Origin of the sequence: Pseudomonas sp. DY-1 (assembly GCF_003626975.1) — a bacterium.
In the GTDB taxonomy this organism is placed as follows: Bacteria; Pseudomonadota; Gammaproteobacteria; order Pseudomonadales; family Pseudomonadaceae; genus Metapseudomonas.
The window spans coordinates 4,218,858-4,239,900 of the sequence record NZ_CP032616.1 but is presented as its reverse complement, the minus strand read 5'-3'; the positions used below and the strand labels follow the sequence as shown (position 1 = coordinate 4,239,900).

Below are 21,043 nucleotides of genomic sequence, written 5' to 3'. Positions count from 1 at the left end.
GGGTACGGGGAATGGTCAGTAGTTGGCGAGTGCAGCAAGTGGCGCGGGTCGTGCGTGAAGGTGGAGTGATCGCCTATCCCACCGAGGCGGTCTGGGGTCTGGGCTGCGATCCCTGGAACGAGGATGCGGTCTATCGCCTGCTGGCGCTCAAGGAACGTCCTGTGGAAAAGGGGCTGATCCTGGTGGCAGACAACATTCGCCAATTCGATTTCCTCCTCGAAGGTCTGCCGGACGCCTGGATCGACAAGCTCGCCAGCACCTGGCCAGGCCCTAACACCTGGCTGGTGCCGCACCAGAACCTGCTCCCCGAGTGGATCACCGGGCAGCACGACAGCGTAGCCCTGCGTGTCAGCGACCATCCGCTGGTGCGTGACCTTTGCGCCCTCACCGGGCCGCTGGTATCCACTTCCGCCAATCCCACCGGCCGTCCTTCCGCCTACTCGCGTCTGCGGGTCCAGCAGTACTTCGGCGACACCCTGGACGCAGTGCTGGGAGGCGCCCTCGGGGGACGCCGTAACCCCAGTGTGATCCGCGACCTGGCCAGCGGACGCGTGCTCAGGGGATAAGCACCGTGGAGCCGGTAGTCTGGCGGTTGGCCAGGGCAGTGTGCGCCTTGGCTGCGTCAGCCAGGGCGAAACGCTGGCTCACCTCCACCTTGATGCGGCCATCGGCGATCAGCGCGAACAGCTCATCCGCCATGGCCTGCAGGCGTTCAGGTGTGCTGGCGTATCCGAACAGCGTTGGCCGGGTGACGTAGAGCGACCCCTTCTGCGCCAGGATGCCCAGGTTCACCCCGGTCACCGGTCCCGAGGCGTTGCCGAAACTCACCATCAGGCCGCGCGGTGCCACGCAGTCCAGCGAGATTTCCCAGGTGTCCTTGCCCACAGAGTCGTAGACCACCGGGCACTTGGCGCCGTCCGTGAGTTCCAGCACCTTTTGCACCACGTTCTCGTGGCTATAGTCGATGGTCGCCCAGGCTCCGTTGGCCTTGGCCAGTGCGGCTTTCTCGGCCGAACTGACCGTGCCGATCAGCTTTACGCCGAGAGCGCGGGCCCATTGGCAGGCGATCAGCCCGACGCCGCCGGCTGCCGCGTGGAAGAGGATAGTCTCGCCACCCTTCAGCTCGTAGGTCTGACGCAGCAGGTATTGCACGGTCAGCCCCTTGAGCATCACCGCTGCCGCCTGCTCGAAGCTGATGCCATTGGGCAGGCGTACCAGTTTGTCTGCAGGCAGTACGTGCAACTCGCTGTAGGCGCCCAGCGGGCCGGTAGCGTAGGCGACCCGGTCCCCCACCTTGAACTGGGTGACCGCACTGCCCACGGCGTCTACCTCGCCGGCGCCTTCGGTGCCCAGGCTGGTGGGAAAGTTCGGCGCCGGGTAGAGGCCGCTGCGATAGTAGGTGTCGATAAAGTTCAAACCGATGGCGCGGTTGCGCACGCGCACTTCTTGCGGTCCCGGCTCCCCGGGCTGGTAGTCCGCGTATTCGAGGACCTCCGGGCCGCCGTAGGCGGAGAACTGGATGCGTTTGGCCATGCTTGCAACCTCCTGGTCGGAAAAGCTCCCATCCAACGCCTCGCCTTGATTCCCGTCAAGCCACGACAGCCCTTGCGCGGTGGTATGCTTGCCTGCTCATTTTTCCGCCACCTAACCGCTGCCAGGGTTGACCACGTGACTGACCGTATCGAGGCCGTGAAGGCCTATCTGCTCGATTTGCAAGACCGCATCTGCGCCGCGCTGGCGGCCGAGGACGGCAAGGCTGAATTCATCGAGGACGCCTGGACCCGTCCCGCTGGCGGCGGCGGCCGTACCCGGGTAATCGAGAACGGCGGACTGATCGAAAAGGGCGGTGTGAACTTCTCCCATGTGTTCGGAGCCAGCCTGCCGCCATCGGCCAGTGCTCATCGTCCGGAACTGGCCGGCCGTGGCTTCCAGGCCCTCGGCGTGTCCCTGGTGATCCACCCGGAAAACCCCCACATCCCCACCTCCCACGCCAACGTGCGCTTCTTCTGCGCCGAGAAGGAAGGTGAAGAGCCGGTATGGTGGTTTGGCGGTGGCTTCGACCTGACCCCCTACTACGCCGTCGAGGAAGACTGCGTGCTCTGGCACCAGATTGCCCGCGACGCCTGCGCGCCCTTCGGTGCCGATGTGTACCCGCGCTACAAGGAATGGTGCGATCGCTACTTCCACCTCAAGCATCGCAATGAGCCGCGCGGTATCGGTGGTCTGTTCTTCGACGATCTGAACCAGTGGGACTTCGATACCAGTTTCGCCTTCATGCGCGCCATCGGCGATGCCTACCTGGAGGCCTACCTGCCAATTCTGAAGAAGCGCAAGGACACCCCCTTCACCGAACAGCAGCGTGAGTTCCAGGCCTTCCGTCGTGGCCGCTACGTAGAGTTCAACCTGGTGTTCGACCGTGGCACCCTGTTTGGCCTGCAGTCGGGCGGTCGTACCGAGTCCATCCTCATGTCGCTGCCGCCGCATGTGCGCTGGGGCTACGACTGGAAGCCGGAACCGGGCACTGAAGAAGCGCGCCTGACCGAGTATTTCCTCAAGGATCGCGACTGGCTCGGGGAGGCAGGGCTGTGACTGATCGCTACTGCGTCTTTGGCAACCCCATCGGCCACAGCAAGTCGCCGCTGATCCACCGCCTGTTCGCCGAGCAGACCGGCCAGCCGCTCACCTACGAGGCCGTGCTGGCGCCGCTGGACGACTTCACCGGTTGCGCACGGCGGTTCTTCGAAACCGGCAAGGGCGGCAACGTCACCGTGCCCTTCAAGGAGCAGGCCTACCAGTTGGCCGGCAGCCTCAGCGCCCGTGCCCAGCGCGCCGGCGCGGTGAACACCCTGAAGCGGCTGGATGACGGCAGCCTCCTCGGCGACAACACCGATGGCGCAGGCCTGGTGCGCGACCTCACCCGCAACGCCGGGCTCGATCTGGCCGGTAAGCGCATCCTCCTGCTTGGCGCTGGCGGCGCCGCGCGCGGCGTGATCGAACCGTTGCTGGCCGAGAAACCAGCTGCCTTGGTAGTTGCCAACCGCACCGTGGAGAAGGCCGAGGCGTTGGCCCAACTGTTCGCCGAGCTCGGGCCGGTATCCGCCAGCGGCTTCGACTGGCTGGAAGAGCCTGTGGACCTGATCATCAACGGCACCTCGGCCAGCCTCGCCGGCGACCTGCCGCCAATTTCACCGAGCCTGATCAAGCCTGGCCACACCGTCTGTTACGACATGATGTACGGGAAGGAAATGACTGCCTTCAACCGCTGGGCCGCCGAGCATGGCGCCGCGCGTACGCTCGACGGCCTGGGCATGCTGGTGGAACAGGCTGCCGAAGCCTTCCTGCTGTGGCGTGGAGTGCTGCCCGACAGCACTCCGGTACTCGCCGAACTGCGTCGCCAACTGGCGCAGGCTTGAGCCTTTCCCTCCCTTTGTGGGAGCGAATTTTCTCGCGAATGAATTCGATCCCACAGTAAAGGTCGCGGCCCTGCTACCCCTCGATCAACAGGCCGCTGCCCTCGCCTTCCAGCTTGCGTAGCTCCCGTTCCACTTGCGGCCGGGCACGGCGCAACACCAGGCTTCGCCCTTCCCCGCCCAGTCGCCGTGCTTCGTCGTGAAGCATGCTCACCCCGGCGAAGTCGATGAAATTCACATGGTGCGCATCCAGCACCAGACGCCCGGCGCGGCTGCGCTGGATCAGCTTCTGCAGATAGGGGCAGGCGCCAAAGAAGATCGATCCCTCGATGCGCAAAATCTCAGCATCCCCCTCCTGCGCTTGCAGCACCCGTGGCTGCGACGTGCGCTTGAGGTAGAAGAAGAGTGACGCCAGCACACCGGCGTAGATGGCGGTTTGCAGTTCCAGCAGCAGCGTGGCCGCGCAGGTCAGTGCCATCACCGCGAACTCCGCCCGGCTGACGCGCCACAGCTGGCGGACACCGCGCCCATCCAGCAGACCCCAGCAGATCAGCAGGATGCTCGCCGCCATGGCGGGCAGTGGGATATGGGCGATCAGCCGTGCACCCAGCAATGCAAACAGCGCCACCCAGAGGGCGGAGAACACCCCGGCGAGCGGCGACTGTGCACCGGCCTGGAGATTCAGCGCCGAGCGTGTGAAGGAGCCCGCCGAGAGATAGCCGGAAAAACAGGCACCGATCAGGTTGGACAGACCTTGGCCGCGGGTTTCCTGGTTGGCATCCAGCACCTGCCGCGACTGGCTGGCCAGTGCGCGGGAGATGGACAGGCTGGTGACCAGGCCGAGCAGACCGCAGGCCACGGCAGACGGCAGCAGGCGCAGCACGTCCTCGGCATCGAAGCGGATCGAGGCCAGCGGCGGCAGGCTGCCACTGAAGGGATGCACCAGCTCGACGCTGGCGAAGGTGACCGGCATGGCCAGCACCAGCAGACTTCCGCCGCTGATGCCGATCAGCAGCGCCGGCAGGCGAGGCCACAGCTTGCGCACGAGGATCGAGAGCCCGAGGGTAAAAACGGCCACCCAAAGCGATGGCCAGTGCGCCTCGCGTACATGCCCGGCCAGGTCCAGCGCGCTCTGCCAGGCGGTGGCGCGCCCCTCCAGGTTGGCCAGGCCGAGCAGGTTGGGCACCTGGCCAAGGGCGATCACCAGAGCTGCGCCCAGGGTGAAGCCGAGCACCACCGACTGGGAGACGAAGTTGGCCAGGGAACCGAAGCGCAGGAACCCAACCAGCCACTGGAACGCACCGGCGAGAAAGGTCAGCAGCAGGACCAGGCTGATGTATTGCTGGCTTCCCGGCAGGGCCAGCGGGCTGACGCTGGCGAAGAGCACCACCGAGATCGCCGCCGTCGGTCCGCAGATCAGGTGCCGGGAAGAACCCCAGAGACAGGCGACGATTACCGGGACCACCGCGGCATAAAGTCCGTACTCCGCGGGTAGTCCGGCGATGAGTGCGTAGGCGATGGACTGCGGCAGAGCGAGGATGGCGCCGGTCAGGCCGACCAGCGCATCGCGACCCAGGCCGCGTGGACGGATTGCGGGCAGCCAGGTGAGGAAGGGGAGGAGGTGGGTGAGTTTCACGTCCGGCCAGGCTCTTGTAGGGGCGAATTCATTCGCCAAGCAGACCGGAGGTCTGCCAGAGGATGTCGAGGGACCGCTTCGCGATCCTTGGCGAATGAATTCGCCCCTACAGGGAGGCAGTTGCCCCTGTGGGGCGATCCGTCAAAGCTTCGCCTTCACCGCCGCCAGCCCATTGCCGCCTTCGCGGGTGGTCACGCCCTGCAGCCAGCCATCGATCACCTGCGGGTTGGACTTGAGCCAGGCCTTGATCGCCGCATCGTTGTTGCTGCTGCCGTTGAGCACCTGATCCATGATGGCGTTCTCCATTTCCTGGGTGAACTGCAGGTTGGTCAGCAGCTTGCCCACGTTCGGGCACTGCTCGGCGTAGCCCTTGCGCGCCAGGGTGTTCACGCTGCCACTCTCGCCGAAGTACTTCTCGCCGCCCTTGAGATAGACCATGTCGTACTGCACGTTCATCGGGTGCGGAGTCCAGCCGAGGAAGACCACGAACTGCTGGCGCTTCACCGCGCGCCCCACCTGCACCAGCATCGCCTGCTCGCTGGACTCCACCAACTTCCAGTCACCCAGGCCGAACTCGTCGGATTTGATCATTTGCTGGATCGAGACGTTGGCCGGTGAGCCGGAAGCGATGCCATAGAGCTTGTGGTCGAACTTGTCGGCGAACTTGTCCAGGTCGGCGAACGTTTTCACGCCGGCGTCATAGACATAGCGCGGCACCGCCAGGGTGTATTCGGTGCCTGAGAGGTTCTGCGCCACCTTGTCGACGCTGCCGGCGGCGACGAACTTGTCGTAGTTGCTCTGCTGCGCCGGCATCCAGTTGCCAAGGAAGGCATCGATCTGGCCCTTGTGCAGGCCAGCGAAGATGATCGGCACGGCGAGGGTCGGGGTTTCCGTGCGGTAGCCCAGTCCATCGAGAAGAAAACGCGCCACCCCGTTGGTCACGGCGATATCGCTCCAGCCCGGATCGCCCAGCTTCACCGTCGCGCAGCTGGCGTCCTCAGCCTGGACGTTGAACGCCAAACCGGTCAGCAGCGCGCTGCCGGCAAGTACCGCATTGATCGTCTTCATGCCTTGGTTCCTCGCAAGAGTGAGTCAGGGTTGGGGAAAGCGCGCGCGGCGCTCCAGGTCGTCCAGGTCGATGTGATTGCGCATGTACTGCTGGCTGGCGTCGACGAAAGGCTGGTGGTCCCAGCTAGCGAGCTTGCCGTGGGTCAGCGCGTCGGCCACGAAGCGGCGGCGGCGCTGGCTGGCCAGGGTGGCTTCGGCGATGGCCGGGATGTCCCAGCGAGTCTTCGCCTCGTCGAGGAACGCCGCAAGCAGGGTCTGGTGGTCCGTCGAAGTCGCCAGGTTTTCCAGCTCCTGCGGATCGTTCGCCAGATCGAAGAGCAGGATTGGGTCCTTGTCGGAGTAGATGAATTTGTAAGGGCCGCGACGGATCATCATCAGCGGGCTGGTGGTGCCTTCGGCCATGTACTCGCCCAATACCTCGTCGTGGCCACCCAGGCCTTGCAGGTGTGGTAGCAGCGAGCGGCCGTCGAGCGGCAGGTCGCGCTCCAACGCACCTCCGGCCAACTCGACCAGAGTGGGCAGCAGGTCGACCGTGGACACTGACTGGCTGACCCTGTGCGCCTGGAAGCGGCCGGGGGCGTGGACCAGCAGCGGCACACGGGCGGCCATTTCGAACCAGTGCATCTTGTACCAGAGGCCACGCTCGCCAAGCATGTCGCCGTGGTCGCCGGAGAACACGACGATGGTGTCTTCCTCCAGTCGGCAGTCGGCCAGGGTCTTCAGCAGGGCGCCGATCTGGTCGTCGACGTAGCTGCAGGCACCGAAGTAGGCACGCCGCGCATCGCGAATCTTCTGCTCAGGCAGCGGTTTGTCCCAGAGGTCGATGACCTTGAGCAGGCGCTGGCTATGCGGGTCCTGCTCGGCGTCGGTGAAGTGCACGCGGGGCTGCGGGATGTCCGCCTCCTCGTAGCGTTCCCAATACTCCACCGGGATGGTGTAGGGATCGTGGGGGTGGGTCAGGGACACGGTCAGGCAGAAGGGCTGTCCGGTGTCTTCGCGCGCATGGTCGTACAGATATTGGCGCGCCTTGAACACCACTTCCTCGTCGAAATCCAGCTGGTTGGTGCGCACGCAGGGCCCGGCCTGCAGCACGGAGGACATGTTGTGGTACCAGCTCGGGCGAACGTCGGGCTCGTCCCAGTTCACTGCCCAACCGTAATCCGCCGGGTAGATGTCGCTGGTCAGGCGTTCCTCATAGCCGTGCAACTGGTCCGGGCCGCAGAAGTGCATCTTGCCGGAGAGCGCCGTGCGGTAACCCAGGCGGCGCAGGTAATGGGCGTAGGTCGGTACATCCGCTGGGAAGTCGGCGGCGTTGTCGTAGGCGCCGATCTTCGACGGCAGCTGACCGCTTACCAGGGTGAAGCGCGAGGGCGCGCAGAGCGGGCTGTTGCAGTAGGCCGAATCGAACACCACACCCTCGGCAGCGAGCCGCGACAAGTGCGGCACCTTGATGGGGGAGGCAGCGTAGAAAGGCAGCATCGGCGCAGCCATCTGGTCGGCCATGATGAAGAGGATGTTGGGACGTTTCATCGTTCGCTTATCCATACCGTCGAATTATGCGAAAGTGCGTGGAACGATGATTGCGTCAGCAGTCATCCCGGTAAAGCGCACAGCGAAGCATGACTCGGATAAGCAAACGTTATGGCAGAACTACAGGCTGAGCTGTCCCTGGACCTGTTGCGGGTGTTCGAATCCGCCGCTCGCCACCTCAGCTTCACCGCGGCTGCGGTCGAGCTGGGTACCACCCAGCCGGCGGTGAGCCAGCAGATCCAGCGCCTGGAAAAACAATTGGCAACGCGCCTGTTCGACCGCGTTTACCGCGGCATCGAACTCACCGACGCCGGTCGGCTGCTGTTCCTCCATGTGCAGGAGGGTTTGCAGGCCATCAGCGCCGGGTTGGAAGCCATCGGCTCCCGGCCGCAGCATGAAGTGCTGCAGGTGGCCACTGACTTTGCCTTCGCCGCCTATTGGCTGATGCCGCGCTTGCACCGTTTCCACGAGGCCAACCCGGAGATCGATGTCAGCATCGTCACCAGCGACCGCACCATGAACATGCTGCGCTCGGAAGTGGACATTGCCATTGCCTTTGGCGACGGTCGCTTCAAGCACGGCGAGGCGCTGCTGCTGTTTCGCGAAGAGGTCTTTCCCATCGCCAGCCCGCGCTTGCTGGCCGGACGCGACCAGCCATTGCCGGTGTCGGCCCTCGCGGAATTGCCGTTACTGCACCTCAAGCCTGAAGTGCGCACCCGCTGGTTCGACTGGAACGCGTTGTTCCGTGAGCTTGGCATCGCCCAGCCGCCGGGGTCGGGAATGCTGCGCTTCGACAACTACACCTTGTTGATCCAGGCTGCCATCGCCGGCCAGGGCGTGGCCATCGGCTGGCGCTACCTGGTGGATGACCTGCTCTCTCAGGGCCTGTTGGTACCCGTGCTGGACACCAGCGTCCGCTCGGACCTGGGTTATTACCTGGTGCAGCCGGAACGCAAACGGCGTGCGAAGCTGATGAAGTGCTTCGTCGACTGGCTGCAGCAGGAGCTGGGCGACGAGGCGCGCCAGGCCCAGCTCATCAAACATCGGGAGGGAATCGCCATATGACCCAGACACCTACTCCCCGGATCAAGGGTTTCCACGCGCACGTCTACTTCGACGCCAGCACCCTCGACCAGGCTCGCGCGCTCTGCGAAGAAGCTGCGCGGCGCTTCCCGCTGAAGATGGGACGCGTGCATGAAAAGCCTGTCGGACCGCATCCGGACTGGAGCTGCCAGCTGGCGTTCAAGCCGGAGCTGTTCGGTGAGGTGATCCCCTGGCTGGCGCTGCACCGGGACGGCCTAACCGTGCTGGTGCATCCCATTACCGGCAGCGATCTGCGCGATCACCGCGACTACCCAATGTGGATGGGCGCGATGCGGCCGCTGGATTTGTCGGACCTCGAGGATGGGGCGATCGAGTACGAGCTTTGACGCCTTGCCTGTGGGTTCGAACTCATTCGAAAAGGGCCGCAAAGCAGCTCTCGCCCCCACTGCACGAAAAAGCCGCTGTTCCCCAGAGGGACAGCGGCTTTCTTGTGCTGCGGGTGTGAATCAGGCGCGAGCGGCGCGTACACCTTCGGCGAGGGTCTTGCACAGGCCCAGGACGCCGTTCACGGCCTGCTCGGGAGATTCGGCATTGGCGATCTGGTCCACCAGGGCCGAGCCCACCACTACGCCATCGGCCAGCCTGGCGATACTCGCGGCGTGTTCGGCGGTGCGGATACCGAAGCCGATGGCTACCGGCAGGTCGGTGTGGCGACGCAGGCGGGTGACCGCCTCCTGTACGTGTTCCAGGGTCGCGGAGCCGGCGCCGGTCACGCCGGCCACCGACACGTAGTAGACGAAACCGGAGCTGCCCTCGAGCACGACGGGCAGGCGCTTGTCATCGGTGGTCGGGGTGGTCAGGCGGATGAAGTCCACGCCTGCGGCCTGGGCCGGGTGGCAGAGGTCTTCGTTATGTTCCGGCGGCAGGTCGACCACGATCAGGCCATCCACGCCGGCTTCCTTGGCGTCGGCGATGAAACGGTCCACGCCGTAGTAGTGGATGGGGTTGAAGTAGCCCATCAGCACCAGCGGAGTGGTCTGGTCGCCGGTGCGGAATTCGCGAACCATCTGCAGGGTCTTGGCGAGGTTCTGCTTGGCACCCAGGGCCCGGATGTTGGCCAACTGGATGGACGGGCCGTCGGCCATCGGGTCGGTGAAGGGCATGCCCAGTTCGATGACGTCGGCGCCAGCGTCCGGCAGGCCCTTGAGGATCGCCAGGGATGCGTCGTAGTTCGGGTCGCCGGCGGTGACGAAGGTCACCAGGGCGGCGCGGTTCTGTTCCTTCAGTTCGGCAAAGCGGGTCTGCAGGCGGCTCATGCTTTCTGCTCCTGTTGCATGTGGTGCATAACGGTCTGCATGTCCTTGTCGCCACGGCCGGACAGGTTCACCACCATCAGGTGGTCCTTCGGCAGTTTCGGCGCGCGCTTGAACACTTCAGCCAGGGCGTGGGAACTCTCCAGGGCCGGGATGATGCCTTCCAGGCGGCAGCATTGGTGGAAGGCTTCCAGGGCTTCATGGTCGGTGATCGAGGTGTACTCGACGCGGCCGATGTCATGCAGCCATGCGTGTTCCGGCCCGATGCCGGGGTAGTCCAGGCCGGCGGAGATCGAGTGGGCGTCGATGATCTGGCCGTCCTCGTCCTGCAGCAGGAAGGTACGGTTGCCGTGCAGCACGCCTGGAACGCCGCCGTTCAGGCTGGCGGCATGCTTGCCGGTCTCGATGCCGTGGCCGGCGGCTTCGACGCCGATGATCGCGACACTCTTGTCATCGAGGAAGGGATGGAACAGGCCCATGGCGTTGGAACCACCGCCGATGCAGGCGACCAGCGAGTCGGGCAGGCGGCCTTCCTGTTCGGCCAGCTGCTCGCGGGTTTCCTTGCCGATCACGGCCTGGAAGTCGCGGACCATGGCCGGGTAAGGGTGCGGGCCGGCAACGGTGCCGATCAGGTAGAAGGTGCTGTCGACGTTGGTCACCCAGTCACGCAGGGCTTCGTTCATCGCGTCCTTCAGGGTGCCGGTGCCGGCGGTGACCGGGATTACTTCGGCGCCGAGCAGCTTCATGCGGAACACGTTGGCCTGCTGGCGATCGATGTCGGTGGTGCCCATGTAGATCACGCATTGCAGGCCGAAGCGGGCGGCCACGGTGGCGGTGGCCACGCCGTGCATGCCGGCGCCGGTCTCAGCGATGATGCGCTTCTTGCCCATGCGCCGGGCCAGGAGTATCTGGCCGATGCAGTTGTTGATCTTGTGCGCGCCGGTGTGGTTGAGCTCCTCGCGCTTGAGGTAGATCTTCGCGCCGCCGAAGTGCTCGGTCAGACGCTCGGCGAAGTACAACGGGCTCGGGCGGCCGACGTAGTTGCGCTGGAAGTAGGCCAGCTCTTTCTGGAATTCCGGATCAACCTTGGCCTTTTCGTACTCGCGGGCAAGGTCGTGGATCAGCGGCATCAGGGTCTCGGCGACATACTGGCCGCCGAAGGCGCCGAACAGGCCCTTGGCGTCCGGGCCGTTGCGCAATGAGGTCATGGTGGAACTCCTGGGAGTGGTATCCGATGCCGGCCATTCTACCGCTGGCTGGCCGGCGGAAAAGCGATTAGATTGCTTTAACCTGTTAGTAAAACTCACGGATCATCATGAGCCGAGACCTCCCTCCGTTGAATGCTCTGCGTGCCTTCGAAGCGGCTGCCCGCCTTCAGAGCATCAGTCGCGCAGCCGAAGAGCTGCATGTAACCCACGGTGCGGTGAGCCGCCAGGTGCGGATGCTTGAGGAGGAACTCGGCGTTGCGCTGTTCAGCAAGGAAGGGCGAGGCGTAAAACTCACGGATTCCGGCCAGCGCCTGCGGGATGCCACAGGTGAGGCCTTCGAACGCCTGCGCAGCGTCTGTGTCGATCTCGCCCGACGCGCCGAAGATGCGCCCTTCGTTCTCGGCTGCCCGGGCAGCCTGCTGGCTCGCTGGTTCATTCCAAGGCTGGATCGGCTCAACCGTGAGCTCCCTGAACTGCGCCTGCAGCTCTCGGCCAGCGAGGGCGAGCTGGACCCGCGCCGTCCGGGGGTCGACGCCACGCTCTGCTTCGCCGAGCCCCCCTGGCCAGCGGACATGCGGGTGTTCGAACTGGCGGCAGAATCCATCGGTCCTGTGCTGAGCCCGCGCTATGCGGGCCACCAGGCGCTTGTCGGGGCTGCGCCGGCGGTACTGCTGAATGAGGCCCTGCTGCACACGGTCTCGCGGCCCCAGGCCTGGCCACAATGGGCGGCCGCCCAGGGGCTGGAAGCGGGGCGCCTGCGTCATGGCCAGGGCTTCGAACACCTCTATTACCTGCTGGAGGCGGCAGTGGCCGGGCTCGGGGTGGCTATCGCCCCGCAGCAACTGGTCGCCGATGAACTCGCCTCGGGCCGGCTGGTGGCGCCTTGGGGCTTCGTCGAAACGCCGGCACGCCTGGCTCTTTGGGTGCCGGCACGGCAACTGGATCGTCGTGCGGAGCGACTGGCCCTGTGGCTGCGTGAAGAGCTGGCGGGCCGATAGCGGCATTCTTGGCTAGCCTTGCTGGGGAACCCACTCGTGCCCGGCACAGGAGATACACCATGTCTGATCACCGTACCTACAAGAAGATCGAGATAGTCGGCTCCTCCCGCACCAGCATCGACGATGCGATCACCAACGCCATTGGTGAAGCTTCGAGGACCATTCGCAACATGGACTGGTTCGAGGTCGTGGATACCCGTGGGCATATCGAGAATGGCAAGGTCGCGCACTTCCAGGTGACCCTGAAGATCGGCTTCCGCATCAGCGACAGCTGAGCCCCGCACCCGCTCCCGGATGGGGCCGCGAGGGGACGCACATCCTCCCGTGGGGAATTTCGGTTAGGCTCTGAGCGTCCGCCCCTGGCCTTTGGAACCTGGCGGGAGCGGACGGCTCATGCGAGCCCATCATCCATCACGAGGGAGCGTTACCCATGAAGAAACTGCTGTTGGGCCTTGGCCTGTTCGCCCTGGCCGGTTCGGCTTTCGCCGCGGTGAAACCCTGCGAGGAGCTCAAGGCCGAGATCGACGCCAAGCTGAAGGCCAAGGGCGTTGCCTCCTATAGCCTGGAAATCGTCGACAAGGGCGCCGCCGCAGGCAAGCAGGTGGTGGGTACCTGCGAAGGTGGCAGCAAGGAGATCGTCTACCAGCGCAATTGATTGCCCCGCATTGCCCGGGCCGGCAGCGCATGCCGGCCCAATCCTTACCTTCTGGTGCCCTGGTTACCGAAAAGTGCCTTCTAGCGGCGTTGGACGCCAATCCCTAGAGTAAGACCTACTGATTCACTCGGATTAGGCTTCACGCCTGTCCCCTGCCAAGGTCTTGCCCATGTCTGCCCTTACCAACCTGCCCCTTTCCGTTCTCGACCTGGCACCTGTCCGTGATCACGGTGGTGCCACCCAGGCCTTGCACAATTCCCTGGAGCTGGCGCGCCATGTCGAGCGTCTTGGTTTCTCGCGCTTCTGGGTGGCCGAGCACCACAACATGGATGGCATCGCCAGTTCGGCCACCGCCGTGCTGCTCGCCTATCTCGCCGGCGGCACCTCGCACATTCGCCTGGGCTCCGGCGGCATCATGTTGCCCAATCACGCGCCGTTGGTAGTCGCCGAGCAGTTCGGCACCCTCGCCAGCCTTTATCCGGGCCGCATCGAACTAGGCCTTGGACGCGCTCCGGGGGCTGACCATCTTACCGCGCGAGCATTGCGCCGCGACCGTCTCGGCGACGCCGACGATTTCCCACAGGATGTCGAGGAACTGGAGGCCCTATTCGGCCCGCGCCAGCCGGACCAGAAGGTGATTGCCATGCCGGGGGTGGATACCAATGTGCCCATCTGGCTGCTCGGGTCCAGCCTGTTCAGCGCCCAGCTCGCGGGCCAGAAAGGACTGCCCTATGCCTTCGCTTCGCATTTCGCGCCGCGCTACATGCATGAAGCGATTCGCGTCTATCGCAATCATTTCCGCCCCTCGGCCGTGCTCGACAAACCCTATGTGATGCTGGGCGTGCCGCTGGTGGCGGCACCTACCGACGAAGAGGCGGAGTTCCTCGCGACCACCGTCTACCAGCGGGTTCTTGCCCTGATGCGTGGCGAAAGCCTGGTTCTGCGTCCGCCGGTGGAGACCATGGCCGGTCGCTGGCTACCCCACGAGAAGGAAGCAGTCGGCAGCTTCCTGGCGCTGGCCATGGTAGGCGGACCGGAGAAAATCCGTGCGCGAATGCAGGTGCTGCTGGATCAGACCGATGCCGATGAGCTGATCTTCACCTGCGACCTCTACCAGCACGAGCATCGACTGCGGGCGTTCGACATCCTGGCTAGCCTGCGGGATTGATGCAGATGGGCGAGGCCGCTGATGACGCGACTTCGGCTGGGTGGATCGCCTTTCTGCCTAGAAGGGGCCGCAACGCGGGAATATCTCGTGGCGCGCGAGCACGTTGCGGTTTTCGTCATAGAGCCAGGCCATCGGCTGGTTGGCGGCGTTACGGGCTTCCACGCGGTAGCGTTTGCCCGCTTCGAAGTTGTCGTAGTGCAGCTCCATGTAGCAGGTGATACGAGAGGGTTCGGCATTCATGCCGAATCCGCCACCGGCGCCGCCCACCTCGAACTGATAGCGCAGCTCCAGCTCATGCCTGCCGGGCATTACCTTGTAATAGCGGCCGTCGTTCCAGCGCTTGTCGTCGAGGCGGTTGGCCATGAGGGTGTCGCTGGGGTCGGGAACGATGTCGATCCAGGCAAATCGCGGATCGGGCTCGGGCAGCTTGCTGGCGCAGGCGGTGAGGCTGGCCAGCAGCGTCAGGGCCAACAGCGTGCGCATGGCGAGGCTCCTTGTGGGGTGAGTGCGTTCAGCATACCCCCATGTCGGAGTTTTCAGACATCGCCGCAGCGACTTTCCCGGGCCTTGGCAACCTCTCGACTCTGCTCGTCATACAGCCGCGCCCAAGGGCGGAAGCCGATTCCACCGGCTTCGAGCTGGTAACGTTCGCCCGCGGCGAAATCGCTGTAGGCCAGCTTGAGCAGACAGGTGCGTCGGTAGCCGGAACTGCCCTGGCCGATGTCCTTGCCACCCACCTCGAACTCCAGGCGGACCTCCAGTTCGTGCCGGCCCGGGGTGACCTGGAAGAAGCGCGGGTCAGTCAGGGTCTGGTTGTCCACCCGGCTGGCCTGGATGTGCTGTCCTTCCTGCTTCTGCAGGGAAATCCAGGCTTGGTTCGGGTCGTGGCTGGGCATGAGCATGGCGCAGCCGCCAAGACTGAGTAGCGGCAGGGAAAGCAGCAGAGGGCGCATGGAAGGCTCCAACAGGCCAGTAGTGGTGGGTGGCTCTGATGCGCTAGTGTCGCGGCATGCCGACCACCCTTCTTATCGAACTGCTTGACCGCATCCGCCGCCCCTCGGTTCCCCTGTTGGGCATATTGCTGCTGAGCGGTTGTTCCAGTCTCGACTACTACAGCCAATTGGCCCGCGGACAGATGGCGCTGCTGTATGCCCGGCAACCGGTGCAGGCGCTGATCGACGATACCTCGCAGTCGCAGGCGCTGCGCCAGCGCCTGGCCCTGACCCAGGAAGCGCGGACCTTTGCCAGTAGTTCGCTGGGGCTGCCGGACAACGGCAGCTACCGCGTCTACGCCGATATCCAGCGGCCCTATGTGGTCTGGAACCTGTTCGCCACGCCGGAGTTCTCCCTCCAGCCCGAGACCCACTGCTTCCCTGTCGCCGGCTGTGTCGCCTATCGCGGCTACTACCAGTTGGGGCGCGCCCGTGGCGCCGCGGCGCTGCTCAAGCAGCAAGGGTTGGATACCTGGGTGGGAGGTGTAGAGGCGTACTCCACTCTTGGCTGGTTCGACGACCCGCTGCTCAACACCATGTTGCGCTGGGGTGACGACCGCCTGGCCGCGCTGATCTTCCACGAATTGGCCCACCAGCGGCTCTATGTACCGGGGGACACGGCCTTCAACGAGTCCTTCGCCAGCTTTGTCGAGCGCGAAGGACTGAACCAGTGGCGTGCCAGTCGCGGCCTTTCGGTTGAGGCAGATGACGCCTCCGACCGCCGCGACGCCCTCACTCGCCTGGTGCTGGATACCCGCGAGCGACTGGCGCAGCTCTACGCCAGCGCTCTGTCCGCCGAACGCATGCGCATGGCCAAGGCCGAGGAATTCGAGCGCATGCGTCGTGACTACCGCGCCATGCGCGACCGCGACTGGGACGGCTACAACCGTTACGACGCGTGGATGGAAGGCCCTATGAACAACGCCAAACTGTTGCCATTTGGTCTCTATGACCAGTGGGTACCGGCCTTTGCGGCCCTGTTCCGCGAGACGGGAGGAAATTGGCCGGCGTTTTACCAACGTGCTCGTGAACTGGGCGACCTGCCCCAAGATGCGCGCACTCAAGCACTGGAAAGGCTGATGGCAAACCGCTAGAACTTGCCTGGATGGCCCTCAGTCCAATGGCCAGGACATCAAGGAAATGGAGTAGGCGATGAAGAGAATTGCTGTAGTCCTGATGCTGGGCATGCTGGTGGGTACCGCCCTGGCAGCGCCCAAGCCCTGCGAGGAGCTGAAGCAGGAAATCGAAGTGAAGATCCAGGCCGCCGGGGTGACGACCTACACCCTGGAAATCGTCCCCAACGCCGAAGTGAAGGACCAGAACATGGTGGTCGGGACCTGCGAGAACGGCACCAAGAAGATCATCTATCAGCGCAACGGGGATTGATCTGTTGCGGTTTGCCTTGTAGCAGCGAACTCATTCGCGAAAGGCCGCGCAGCGGCCCTACGTGGAAATCCGGCTGGGCAGGTCTTCGACCTGCATCGCGATTGATATCACTCCCACAGGATGTGCCCCACCCTCAGCCAAACGCCCGGCTCAACTCGTCCAGGCTTGCGAAGTAGTAAGCCGGAGCCTCTCCCATCAACTCCTCGCGGCTGCCGAAGCCATAGCCCACCCCCGCGCCATGCAGGCCATTGCGGCTGGCGCCGATCAGGTCGTGCTTGCGGTCGCCGATCATCAGCGTGTCGGCACGATCCAGGCCTTCTGCCTCCAGCAGGTGCGCGATCAGTTCCACCTTGTTGGTGCGGGTGCCATCCAGTTCGCTGCCATAGATGTGCCTGAAGTGCCGGTCGAAGCCGAAATGCCGGGCGATCTCGCGGGCGAACACGGTTGGCTTGCTGGTGGCGATGAACAGGGTGCGGCCCTGTTCGCGCAGGCGTCCGAGCAGCGCATCGATGCCGTCGAATACGCGGTTCTCATAGAGCCCGGTGACCTTGAAACGGTCGCGGTAGTGATTGACTGCATCCCAGGCGCGCTCCTCGGTCAGGCTGTAGGTCTGCATGAAGCACTGCAGCAGCGGCGGGCCGATGAAGTGCTCCAGGTTCACCAGGTCCGGTTCATGGATATCGAGCTTGGCCAGCGCGTATTGCACCGAGCGGGTGATGCCTTCGCGCGGATCGGTGAGGGTGCCGTCGAGATCGAAGAGGATGTTCTGATAGTGCATCGCGTCAGACCCTGTAGCCTTCGGCGATGTGCAGGTCCTTCAGCTTCACGTAGTTCGCCGCACTGTAGGTGAAGAAGGCTTTCTCCTTGTCGGTGAGTGGGCGGGCCTGCTTCACCGGGCTGCCAACGTAGAGGTAGCCGCTTTCCAGGCGTTTGCCGGGCGGCACCAGGCTGCCGGCGCCAAGCACCACGTCATCCTCGATCACCGCGCCGTCCATGACGATGCTGCCCATGCCGATCAGTACCCGGCTGCCGACCTTGCAACCGTGCAGCAGTGCCTTGTGGCCGATGGTTACGTCTTCGCCGATTTCCAGCGGATAGCCATCCGGATTGAAGGGGCCGGCGTGGGTGATGTGCAGCACGCTGCCATCCTGCACGCTGGTGCGCGCGCCGATGCGGATACGGTGCATGTCGCCACGAATGGTCACCATGGGCCAGACTGAACTGTCGTCACCGAGCTGCACGTCGCCGATGACCACGGCGGAAGCGTCGATGAAGACCCGCTCGCCAAGCTGCGGGGTAGTGCCCTGGTAGGTTCTGATCGGGTTCATAGCTTTTCCTGAGGCTGCGTCAGCCGGCGATTGTAATTAAGATGGCTCCCATCCGGGCTATGTCTCGTCTACTCATCCAGCCCGCGCCCCTTCCTGAATACAGGTGAATGCCGTGACCCTGAGCAATCCCCTCCTGCAAGACTTCGACCTGCCGCCCTACTCCACCATTCGTCCGGAACATGTCGAGCCGGCCGTCGGCCAGATCCTTGCCGACAACCGTGCCGCCATCGCCGACCTGCTGGCGCGCCAGGACGGCACGCCCACCTGGAAAGGCCTGGTGCTGGCGCTGGACGAGCTGGGCGAGCGCCTGGGCCGTGCCTGGAGCCCGGTGAGCCACCTGAATGCCGTGTGCAACAACGCCGAATTGCGCAACGCTTATGAGGCCTGCCTGCCCAAACTGTCCGAGTACTGGACCGAGATCGGCCAGAACCGTGAACTGTTCCAGGCCTATGAGGCCCTGGCCGCCAGCCCTGAATCTGCCGGCTACGACGTGGCGCAGAAGACCATCCTCGACCATGCCCTGCGCGACTTCCGCCTGTCCGGTATCGACCTGCCGGCGGACAAGCAACAGCGCTATGGCGAAATCCAGATGAAGCTGTCCGAACTGGGCAGCCGCTTCTCCAACCAACTGCTGGATGCCACTCAGGCCTGGACCAAAGAGGTTCACGACGAAGCGGCCCTGGCCGGTCTCACCGATTCGGCCAAGGCGCAGATGAAGCAGGCCGCCGAGGCCAAGGGCCTGGAAGGCTGGCTGATCACCCTGGAATTCCCCAGCTACTACGCGGTGATGACCTACGCCGATGATCGTGCCCTGCGCGAAGAGGTGTACACCGCCTACAGCACCCGAGCCTCCGACCAGGGACCGAATGCCGGACAGAACGACAATGGCCCGGTGATGGCCGAGATCCTCGACCTGCGCCAGGAGCTGGCCCACCTGCTCGGCTTCGCCCACTTCAGCGACTTGAGCCTGGCCACCAAGATGGCCGAATCCACCCCGCAGGTGCTGGGCTTCCTCCGTGACCTGGCCAAGCGCAGCAAACCTTTTGCCGCCCAGGATCTGGAAGAGCTCAAGGCCTTCGCCGCCGAGCGCGGTGTGGCCGACCTGCAGAGCTGGGACGTGGGCTACTTCAGCGAAAAACTGCGAGAGCAGCGCTACAGCATTTCCCAGGAAACCCTGCGCGCCTACTTCCCCATCGACAAGGTGCTGTCGGGTCTGTTCGCCATCGTACAGAGGCTCTATGGCATCGAGATCAAGGAACTGTCCGGCTTCGACACCTGGCACCCGGATGTGCGCCTGTTCGAGATCAGTGAGAACGGCCAGCACGTCGGCCGTTTCTTCTTCGACCTCTACGCCCGCGCCAACAAGCGCGGTGGTGCCTGGATGGACGGCGCCCGCGACAAGCGCCGCAACACCCGCGGCGAGCTGATCGCACCGGTGGCCAATCTGGTCTGCAATTTCACCCCGGCGGTCGGCGACAAACCTGCCCTGCTGACCCACGACGAAGTCACCACCCTGTTCCACGAGTTCGGTCACGGCCTGCATCACCTGCTGACCCGCGTCGAGCATGCCGGCGCGTCCGGCATCAACGGTGTGGCCTGGGACGCGGTGGAGCTGCCGAGCCAGTTCATGGAGAACTGGTGCTGGGAACCGGAAGGCCTGGCGCTGATCTCCGGCCACTATCAGTCCGGCGAACCGCTCCCTCAGGACCTGCTGGATAAGATGCTCGCGGCGAAGAACTTCCAGTCCGGCCTGATGATGGTGCGTCAGCTGGAGTTCTCCCTGTTCGACTTCGAACTGCATGCGACCCATGGCGATGGCCGGGGTGTGCTCGAGGTGCTGGAGGCCATCCGTTCCGAAGTGGCGGTCATGCGCCCGCCGGCGTTCAACCGCTTCGCCAACAGCTTCGCGCACATCTTCGCCGGCGGATACGCGGCTGGTTACTACAGCTACAAGTGGGCGGAAGTGCTGTCTGCCGATGCCTTCTCGCGCTTCGAGGAAGAAGGTGTTCTCAACCCGGCCACCGGCCGCGCCTTCCGCGATGCCATCCTGGCCCGAGGTGGCTCCCAGGAGCCGATGGTGCTGTTCGTCGACTTCCGCGGTCGCGAGCCGTCCATCGACGCCCTGCTGCGCCACAGCGGTCTGTCGGAGGACGCGGCATGACCACGACCCCGAAGCGCTTCATCGCCGGTGCCGTGTGCCCGGCGTGCAGCGAAATGGACAAGATCCAGATGTGGGACGAGGACGGCGTGCCTCACCGCCATTGCGTGGCCTGCGGCTACGCCGACACCCTCAACGCCCAGGGCCAGTCGGTGCCCAAGGAGCTCGGTACTCGGGTCAATCAGCCCAAGCCCAAGGTGGCTGATCCCAAGGTGCAGGGGGTGCAGTTCTTCCCCAATCCGAAGCTGAAGAAACCCGGCGACTGATGTGAAGGCCAAGGAGGGCGCATGTGGCATCTGGTTTGTGGCGATGTGGCGGCGGTGGGCGTTACCCAAGTGCTGGGTGAGGACGCCGCAAAGGGCGTGCGCGTCCTGCGTGACGACCTGGCGGTGGGGCCGCTGGTCGATGTCGAGCAGCCACCTTGCTCCGCTCGCGCCGGGTTCTGGCTGGACGTCTGGCCCAGCGCGGTAACGCCACGGCCGGACTTCGGTCCGGACCTCAGCGCCGATGCAAGCTGGCTCGCCGGTCTTGCCCGGCAGGATCAGGCAGTCACCGTCTGGCATGGTGACAGCTGCTCGGAGCAACTCCTGCTGGCGCGCGTGGCGGCTGCCCTGGTGCAAAGCGAGTTGCCGCTTTGGGAAGTGTCTTGTGGCACTGGCGACAGCAGCGTTCGCATGCGTCGCGCTGTAGGCATGATCGAACCTGCCGCCCTGGGTGCCTATCACCTGCCGAAAAGGGTCGAGGCCGGGCGCAAGGCGCAGCTCGCCGCGCAATGGCGCGCCGCCATGGCGGCCAACGCCGATATTCGCCGCTGGCGTGATGGCGAATTCCACGGCGATGACCACCGTGCGGTGGATGCCATCCTGCTTGCCGCTTGTACCCCAGAATGGCAACCGTTGCCACGGGTGATGGCCGAAGTCATGGCTGGCAATGACGGCTTTTTCGCCACCGACTTCTTCTCCTTCTGGCGCGCCCGCGAGCTGGCCGCCCGGGGCCGCATCGAACTGGGCGGGACTGCCGGCCAGCACGGCTACGGCGGACTCAGCGTCCGCCTCGGGTAGGTTGGCGCTGAGCGCAGCGAAGCCAACGCCCAGGTATCGGCCTCGCACGCTGGGTCACGCGTAACTCGGCCCAACCTGCACAAGTACT

General features: G+C 64.6%; 24 protein-coding genes. 14 read left to right on the top strand and 10 right to left on the bottom strand.

Annotated features, from left to right (window positions below; genetic code table 11):
• Positions 1-11: 11 nt before the first annotated feature.
• On the top strand, positions 12-566 hold the full coding sequence (locus D6Z43_RS20015) for an L-threonylcarbamoyladenylate synthase (protein ID WP_120653812.1): 555 nt from the start codon (positions 12-14) through the stop codon (positions 564-566).
• On the opposite strand, the gene D6Z43_RS20010 is transcribed toward D6Z43_RS20015, so the two are convergent.
• Positions 556-1,533: an NADPH:quinone reductase gene (locus D6Z43_RS20010; RefSeq protein ID WP_120653811.1), complete on the bottom strand. Its 978-nt coding sequence runs from the start codon at positions 1,531-1,533 to the stop codon at positions 556-558. The two genes, D6Z43_RS20015 and D6Z43_RS20010, sit on opposite strands and share 11 nt — an antisense overlap.
• Before the next feature lie 135 nt (positions 1,534-1,668).
• On the opposite strand from D6Z43_RS20010, the gene hemF reads away from it, so the two are divergent.
• Entirely contained in the window at positions 1,669-2,589 is a 921-nt protein-coding gene (gene hemF, locus D6Z43_RS20005) for an oxygen-dependent coproporphyrinogen oxidase (RefSeq protein ID WP_120653810.1), read from the top strand.
• Entirely contained in the window at positions 2,586-3,413 is an 828-nt protein-coding gene (gene aroE, locus D6Z43_RS20000) for a shikimate dehydrogenase (protein WP_120653809.1), read from the top strand. The genes hemF and aroE overlap by 4 nt, the downstream gene beginning before the upstream one ends.
• A gap of 73 nt (positions 3,414-3,486) precedes the next feature.
• On the opposite strand, the gene D6Z43_RS19995 is transcribed toward aroE, so the two are convergent.
• The 3 genes from D6Z43_RS19995 to betC all read right to left on the bottom strand — a co-directional run bounded on the left by D6Z43_RS19995 (position 3,487) and on the right by betC (position 7,644).
• Complete coding sequence (locus D6Z43_RS19995; RefSeq protein WP_120653808.1) at positions 3,487-5,046, bottom strand: SulP family inorganic anion transporter; 1,560 nt, start codon at positions 5,044-5,046, stop codon at positions 3,487-3,489.
• Positions 5,047-5,187: 141 nt separating this feature from the next.
• Positions 5,188-6,114 carry a choline ABC transporter substrate-binding protein gene (choX, locus tag D6Z43_RS19990; protein ID WP_120653807.1) on the bottom strand — a complete coding sequence of 309 codons (927 nt, stop codon included), beginning with the start codon at positions 6,112-6,114 and terminating at the stop codon, positions 5,188-5,190.
• A 24-nt stretch (positions 6,115-6,138) separates the two neighbouring features.
• Entirely contained in the window at positions 6,139-7,644 is a 1,506-nt protein-coding gene (gene betC / locus D6Z43_RS19985; RefSeq protein ID WP_120653806.1) for a choline-sulfatase, read from the bottom strand.
• Positions 7,645-7,755: 111 nt separating this feature from the next.
• Here betC and D6Z43_RS19980 point away from each other — a divergent pair, with 111 nt between their 5' ends.
• Both D6Z43_RS19980 and D6Z43_RS19975 read left to right on the top strand, forming a co-directional pair.
• Positions 7,756-8,709, top strand: coding sequence for a LysR family transcriptional regulator (locus D6Z43_RS19980; RefSeq protein ID WP_120653805.1), 954 nt, complete (start codon positions 7,756-7,758; stop codon positions 8,707-8,709).
• Complete coding sequence (locus D6Z43_RS19975; protein ID WP_120653804.1) at positions 8,706-9,074, top strand: DOPA 4,5-dioxygenase family protein; 369 nt, start codon at positions 8,706-8,708, stop codon at positions 9,072-9,074. Before D6Z43_RS19980 ends, D6Z43_RS19975 begins: the two co-directional genes overlap by 4 nt.
• A gap of 120 nt (positions 9,075-9,194) precedes the next feature.
• Here D6Z43_RS19975 and trpA read toward each other — a convergent pair whose 3' ends face one another.
• Positions 9,195-10,004, bottom strand: a complete 810-nt coding sequence (gene trpA, locus D6Z43_RS19970) for a tryptophan synthase subunit alpha (RefSeq protein ID WP_120653803.1) — start codon at positions 10,002-10,004, stop codon at positions 9,195-9,197.
• Positions 10,001-11,209 (bottom strand): tryptophan synthase subunit beta, encoded by a 1,209-nt coding sequence (trpB, locus tag D6Z43_RS19965; protein WP_120653802.1) that lies wholly within the window; start codon positions 11,207-11,209, stop codon positions 10,001-10,003. The genes trpA and trpB overlap by 4 nt, the downstream gene beginning before the upstream one ends.
• 107 nt (positions 11,210-11,316) lie before the next feature.
• Between trpB and D6Z43_RS19960 the strand changes: the two genes are divergently transcribed.
• The 4 genes from D6Z43_RS19960 to D6Z43_RS19945 all read left to right on the top strand — a co-directional run bounded on the left by D6Z43_RS19960 (position 11,317) and on the right by D6Z43_RS19945 (position 14,030).
• Positions 11,317-12,207 carry a LysR family transcriptional regulator gene (locus D6Z43_RS19960; RefSeq protein WP_120653801.1) on the top strand — a complete coding sequence of 297 codons (891 nt, stop codon included), beginning with the start codon at positions 11,317-11,319 and terminating at the stop codon, positions 12,205-12,207.
• Positions 12,208-12,266: 59 nt separating this feature from the next.
• On the top strand, positions 12,267-12,482 hold the full coding sequence (locus tag D6Z43_RS19955; RefSeq protein WP_120653800.1) for a dodecin: 216 nt from the start codon (positions 12,267-12,269) through the stop codon (positions 12,480-12,482).
• Positions 12,483-12,637: 155 nt separating this feature from the next.
• Complete coding sequence (locus tag D6Z43_RS19950; protein WP_120653799.1) at positions 12,638-12,862, top strand: DUF1161 domain-containing protein; 225 nt, start codon at positions 12,638-12,640, stop codon at positions 12,860-12,862.
• Between the two features lie 169 nt (positions 12,863-13,031).
• Positions 13,032-14,030 carry an LLM class flavin-dependent oxidoreductase gene (locus D6Z43_RS19945; RefSeq protein WP_120653798.1) on the top strand — a complete coding sequence of 333 codons (999 nt, stop codon included), beginning with the start codon at positions 13,032-13,034 and terminating at the stop codon, positions 14,028-14,030.
• A 57-nt stretch (positions 14,031-14,087) separates the two neighbouring features.
• Here the strand turns inward: D6Z43_RS19945 and D6Z43_RS19940 are convergent, their stop codons facing one another.
• Together D6Z43_RS19940 and D6Z43_RS19935 are read right to left on the bottom strand one after the other, a co-directional pair.
• Complete coding sequence (locus tag D6Z43_RS19940; RefSeq protein ID WP_120653797.1) at positions 14,088-14,513, bottom strand: hypothetical protein; 426 nt, start codon at positions 14,511-14,513, stop codon at positions 14,088-14,090.
• 53 nt (positions 14,514-14,566) lie between these two features.
• A complete protein-coding gene (locus D6Z43_RS19935) occupies positions 14,567-14,983 on the bottom strand; it encodes a hypothetical protein (protein WP_120653796.1) in 417 nt (138 codons plus the stop codon).
• 56 nt (positions 14,984-15,039) lie between these two features.
• Here D6Z43_RS19935 and D6Z43_RS19930 point away from each other — a divergent pair, with 56 nt between their 5' ends.
• Both D6Z43_RS19930 and D6Z43_RS19925 read left to right on the top strand, forming a co-directional pair.
• Positions 15,040-16,116 (top strand): aminopeptidase, encoded by a 1,077-nt coding sequence (locus D6Z43_RS19930; RefSeq protein WP_120653795.1) that lies wholly within the window; start codon positions 15,040-15,042, stop codon positions 16,114-16,116.
• Positions 16,117-16,174: 58 nt separating this feature from the next.
• Positions 16,175-16,408: a DUF1161 domain-containing protein gene (locus D6Z43_RS19925; RefSeq protein ID WP_120653794.1), complete on the top strand. Its 234-nt coding sequence runs from the start codon at positions 16,175-16,177 to the stop codon at positions 16,406-16,408.
• Positions 16,409-16,541: 133 nt separating this feature from the next.
• Here D6Z43_RS19925 and D6Z43_RS19920 read toward each other — a convergent pair whose 3' ends face one another.
• Both D6Z43_RS19920 and D6Z43_RS19915 read right to left on the bottom strand, forming a co-directional pair.
• Positions 16,542-17,186 (bottom strand): HAD family hydrolase, encoded by a 645-nt coding sequence (locus D6Z43_RS19920; protein ID WP_120653793.1) that lies wholly within the window; start codon positions 17,184-17,186, stop codon positions 16,542-16,544.
• A gap of 4 nt (positions 17,187-17,190) precedes the next feature.
• Positions 17,191-17,736 (bottom strand): gamma carbonic anhydrase family protein, encoded by a 546-nt coding sequence (locus tag D6Z43_RS19915; protein ID WP_120653792.1) that lies wholly within the window; start codon positions 17,734-17,736, stop codon positions 17,191-17,193.
• Positions 17,737-17,848: 112 nt separating this feature from the next.
• Here D6Z43_RS19915 and prlC point away from each other — a divergent pair, with 112 nt between their 5' ends.
• The 3 genes from prlC to D6Z43_RS19900 are packed head-to-tail and all read left to right on the top strand — an operon-like array spanning position 17,849 to position 20,955.
• Entirely contained in the window at positions 17,849-19,897 is a 2,049-nt protein-coding gene (prlC, locus tag D6Z43_RS19910) for an oligopeptidase A (RefSeq protein ID WP_120655315.1), read from the top strand.
• On the top strand, positions 19,894-20,160 hold the full coding sequence (locus tag D6Z43_RS19905; RefSeq protein WP_120653791.1) for a YheV family putative zinc ribbon protein: 267 nt from the start codon (positions 19,894-19,896) through the stop codon (positions 20,158-20,160). Before prlC ends, D6Z43_RS19905 begins: the two co-directional genes overlap by 4 nt.
• A gap of 21 nt (positions 20,161-20,181) precedes the next feature.
• Positions 20,182-20,955, top strand: a complete 774-nt coding sequence (locus tag D6Z43_RS19900; protein ID WP_120653790.1) for a DUF1835 domain-containing protein — start codon at positions 20,182-20,184, stop codon at positions 20,953-20,955.
• Positions 20,956-21,043: the final 88 nt, after the last annotated feature.

Excerpts from the sequence above, each read along its gene's own strand:
- D6Z43_RS20015 (WP_120653812.1), top strand. The coding sequence starts at position 12 with ATGGTCAGTAGTTGGCGAGTGCAGCAAGTGGCGCGGGTCGTGCGTGAA.
- D6Z43_RS20010 (WP_120653811.1), bottom strand. The coding sequence starts at position 1,533 with ATGGCCAAACGCATCCAGTTCTCCGCCTACGGCGGCCCGGAGGTCCTC.
- choX (WP_120653807.1), bottom strand. The coding sequence starts at position 6,114 with ATGAAGACGATCAATGCGGTACTTGCCGGCAGCGCGCTGCTGACCGGT.
- betC (WP_120653806.1), bottom strand. The coding sequence starts at position 7,644 with ATGAAACGTCCCAACATCCTCTTCATCATGGCCGACCAGATGGCTGCG.
- D6Z43_RS19980 (WP_120653805.1), top strand. The coding sequence starts at position 7,756 with ATGGCAGAACTACAGGCTGAGCTGTCCCTGGACCTGTTGCGGGTGTTC.
- D6Z43_RS19975 (WP_120653804.1), top strand. The coding sequence starts at position 8,706 with ATGACCCAGACACCTACTCCCCGGATCAAGGGTTTCCACGCGCACGTC.
- trpA (WP_120653803.1), bottom strand. The coding sequence starts at position 10,004 with ATGAGCCGCCTGCAGACCCGCTTTGCCGAACTGAAGGAACAGAACCGC.
- trpB (WP_120653802.1), bottom strand. The coding sequence starts at position 11,209 with ATGACCTCATTGCGCAACGGCCCGGACGCCAAGGGCCTGTTCGGCGCC.
- D6Z43_RS19960 (WP_120653801.1), top strand. The coding sequence starts at position 11,317 with ATGAGCCGAGACCTCCCTCCGTTGAATGCTCTGCGTGCCTTCGAAGCG.
- D6Z43_RS19955 (WP_120653800.1), top strand. The coding sequence starts at position 12,267 with ATGTCTGATCACCGTACCTACAAGAAGATCGAGATAGTCGGCTCCTCC.
- D6Z43_RS19950 (WP_120653799.1), top strand. The coding sequence starts at position 12,638 with ATGAAGAAACTGCTGTTGGGCCTTGGCCTGTTCGCCCTGGCCGGTTCG.
- D6Z43_RS19945 (WP_120653798.1), top strand. The coding sequence starts at position 13,032 with ATGTCTGCCCTTACCAACCTGCCCCTTTCCGTTCTCGACCTGGCACCT.
- D6Z43_RS19940 (WP_120653797.1), bottom strand. The coding sequence starts at position 14,513 with ATGCGCACGCTGTTGGCCCTGACGCTGCTGGCCAGCCTCACCGCCTGC.
- D6Z43_RS19935 (WP_120653796.1), bottom strand. The coding sequence starts at position 14,983 with ATGCGCCCTCTGCTGCTTTCCCTGCCGCTACTCAGTCTTGGCGGCTGC.
- D6Z43_RS19930 (WP_120653795.1), top strand. The coding sequence starts at position 15,040 with ATGCCGACCACCCTTCTTATCGAACTGCTTGACCGCATCCGCCGCCCC.
- D6Z43_RS19925 (WP_120653794.1), top strand. The coding sequence starts at position 16,175 with ATGAAGAGAATTGCTGTAGTCCTGATGCTGGGCATGCTGGTGGGTACC.
- D6Z43_RS19920 (WP_120653793.1), bottom strand. The coding sequence starts at position 17,186 with ATGCACTATCAGAACATCCTCTTCGATCTCGACGGCACCCTCACCGAT.
- D6Z43_RS19915 (WP_120653792.1), bottom strand. The coding sequence starts at position 17,736 with ATGAACCCGATCAGAACCTACCAGGGCACTACCCCGCAGCTTGGCGAG.
- D6Z43_RS19905 (WP_120653791.1), top strand. The coding sequence starts at position 19,894 with ATGACCACGACCCCGAAGCGCTTCATCGCCGGTGCCGTGTGCCCGGCG.
- D6Z43_RS19900 (WP_120653790.1), top strand. The coding sequence starts at position 20,182 with ATGTGGCATCTGGTTTGTGGCGATGTGGCGGCGGTGGGCGTTACCCAA.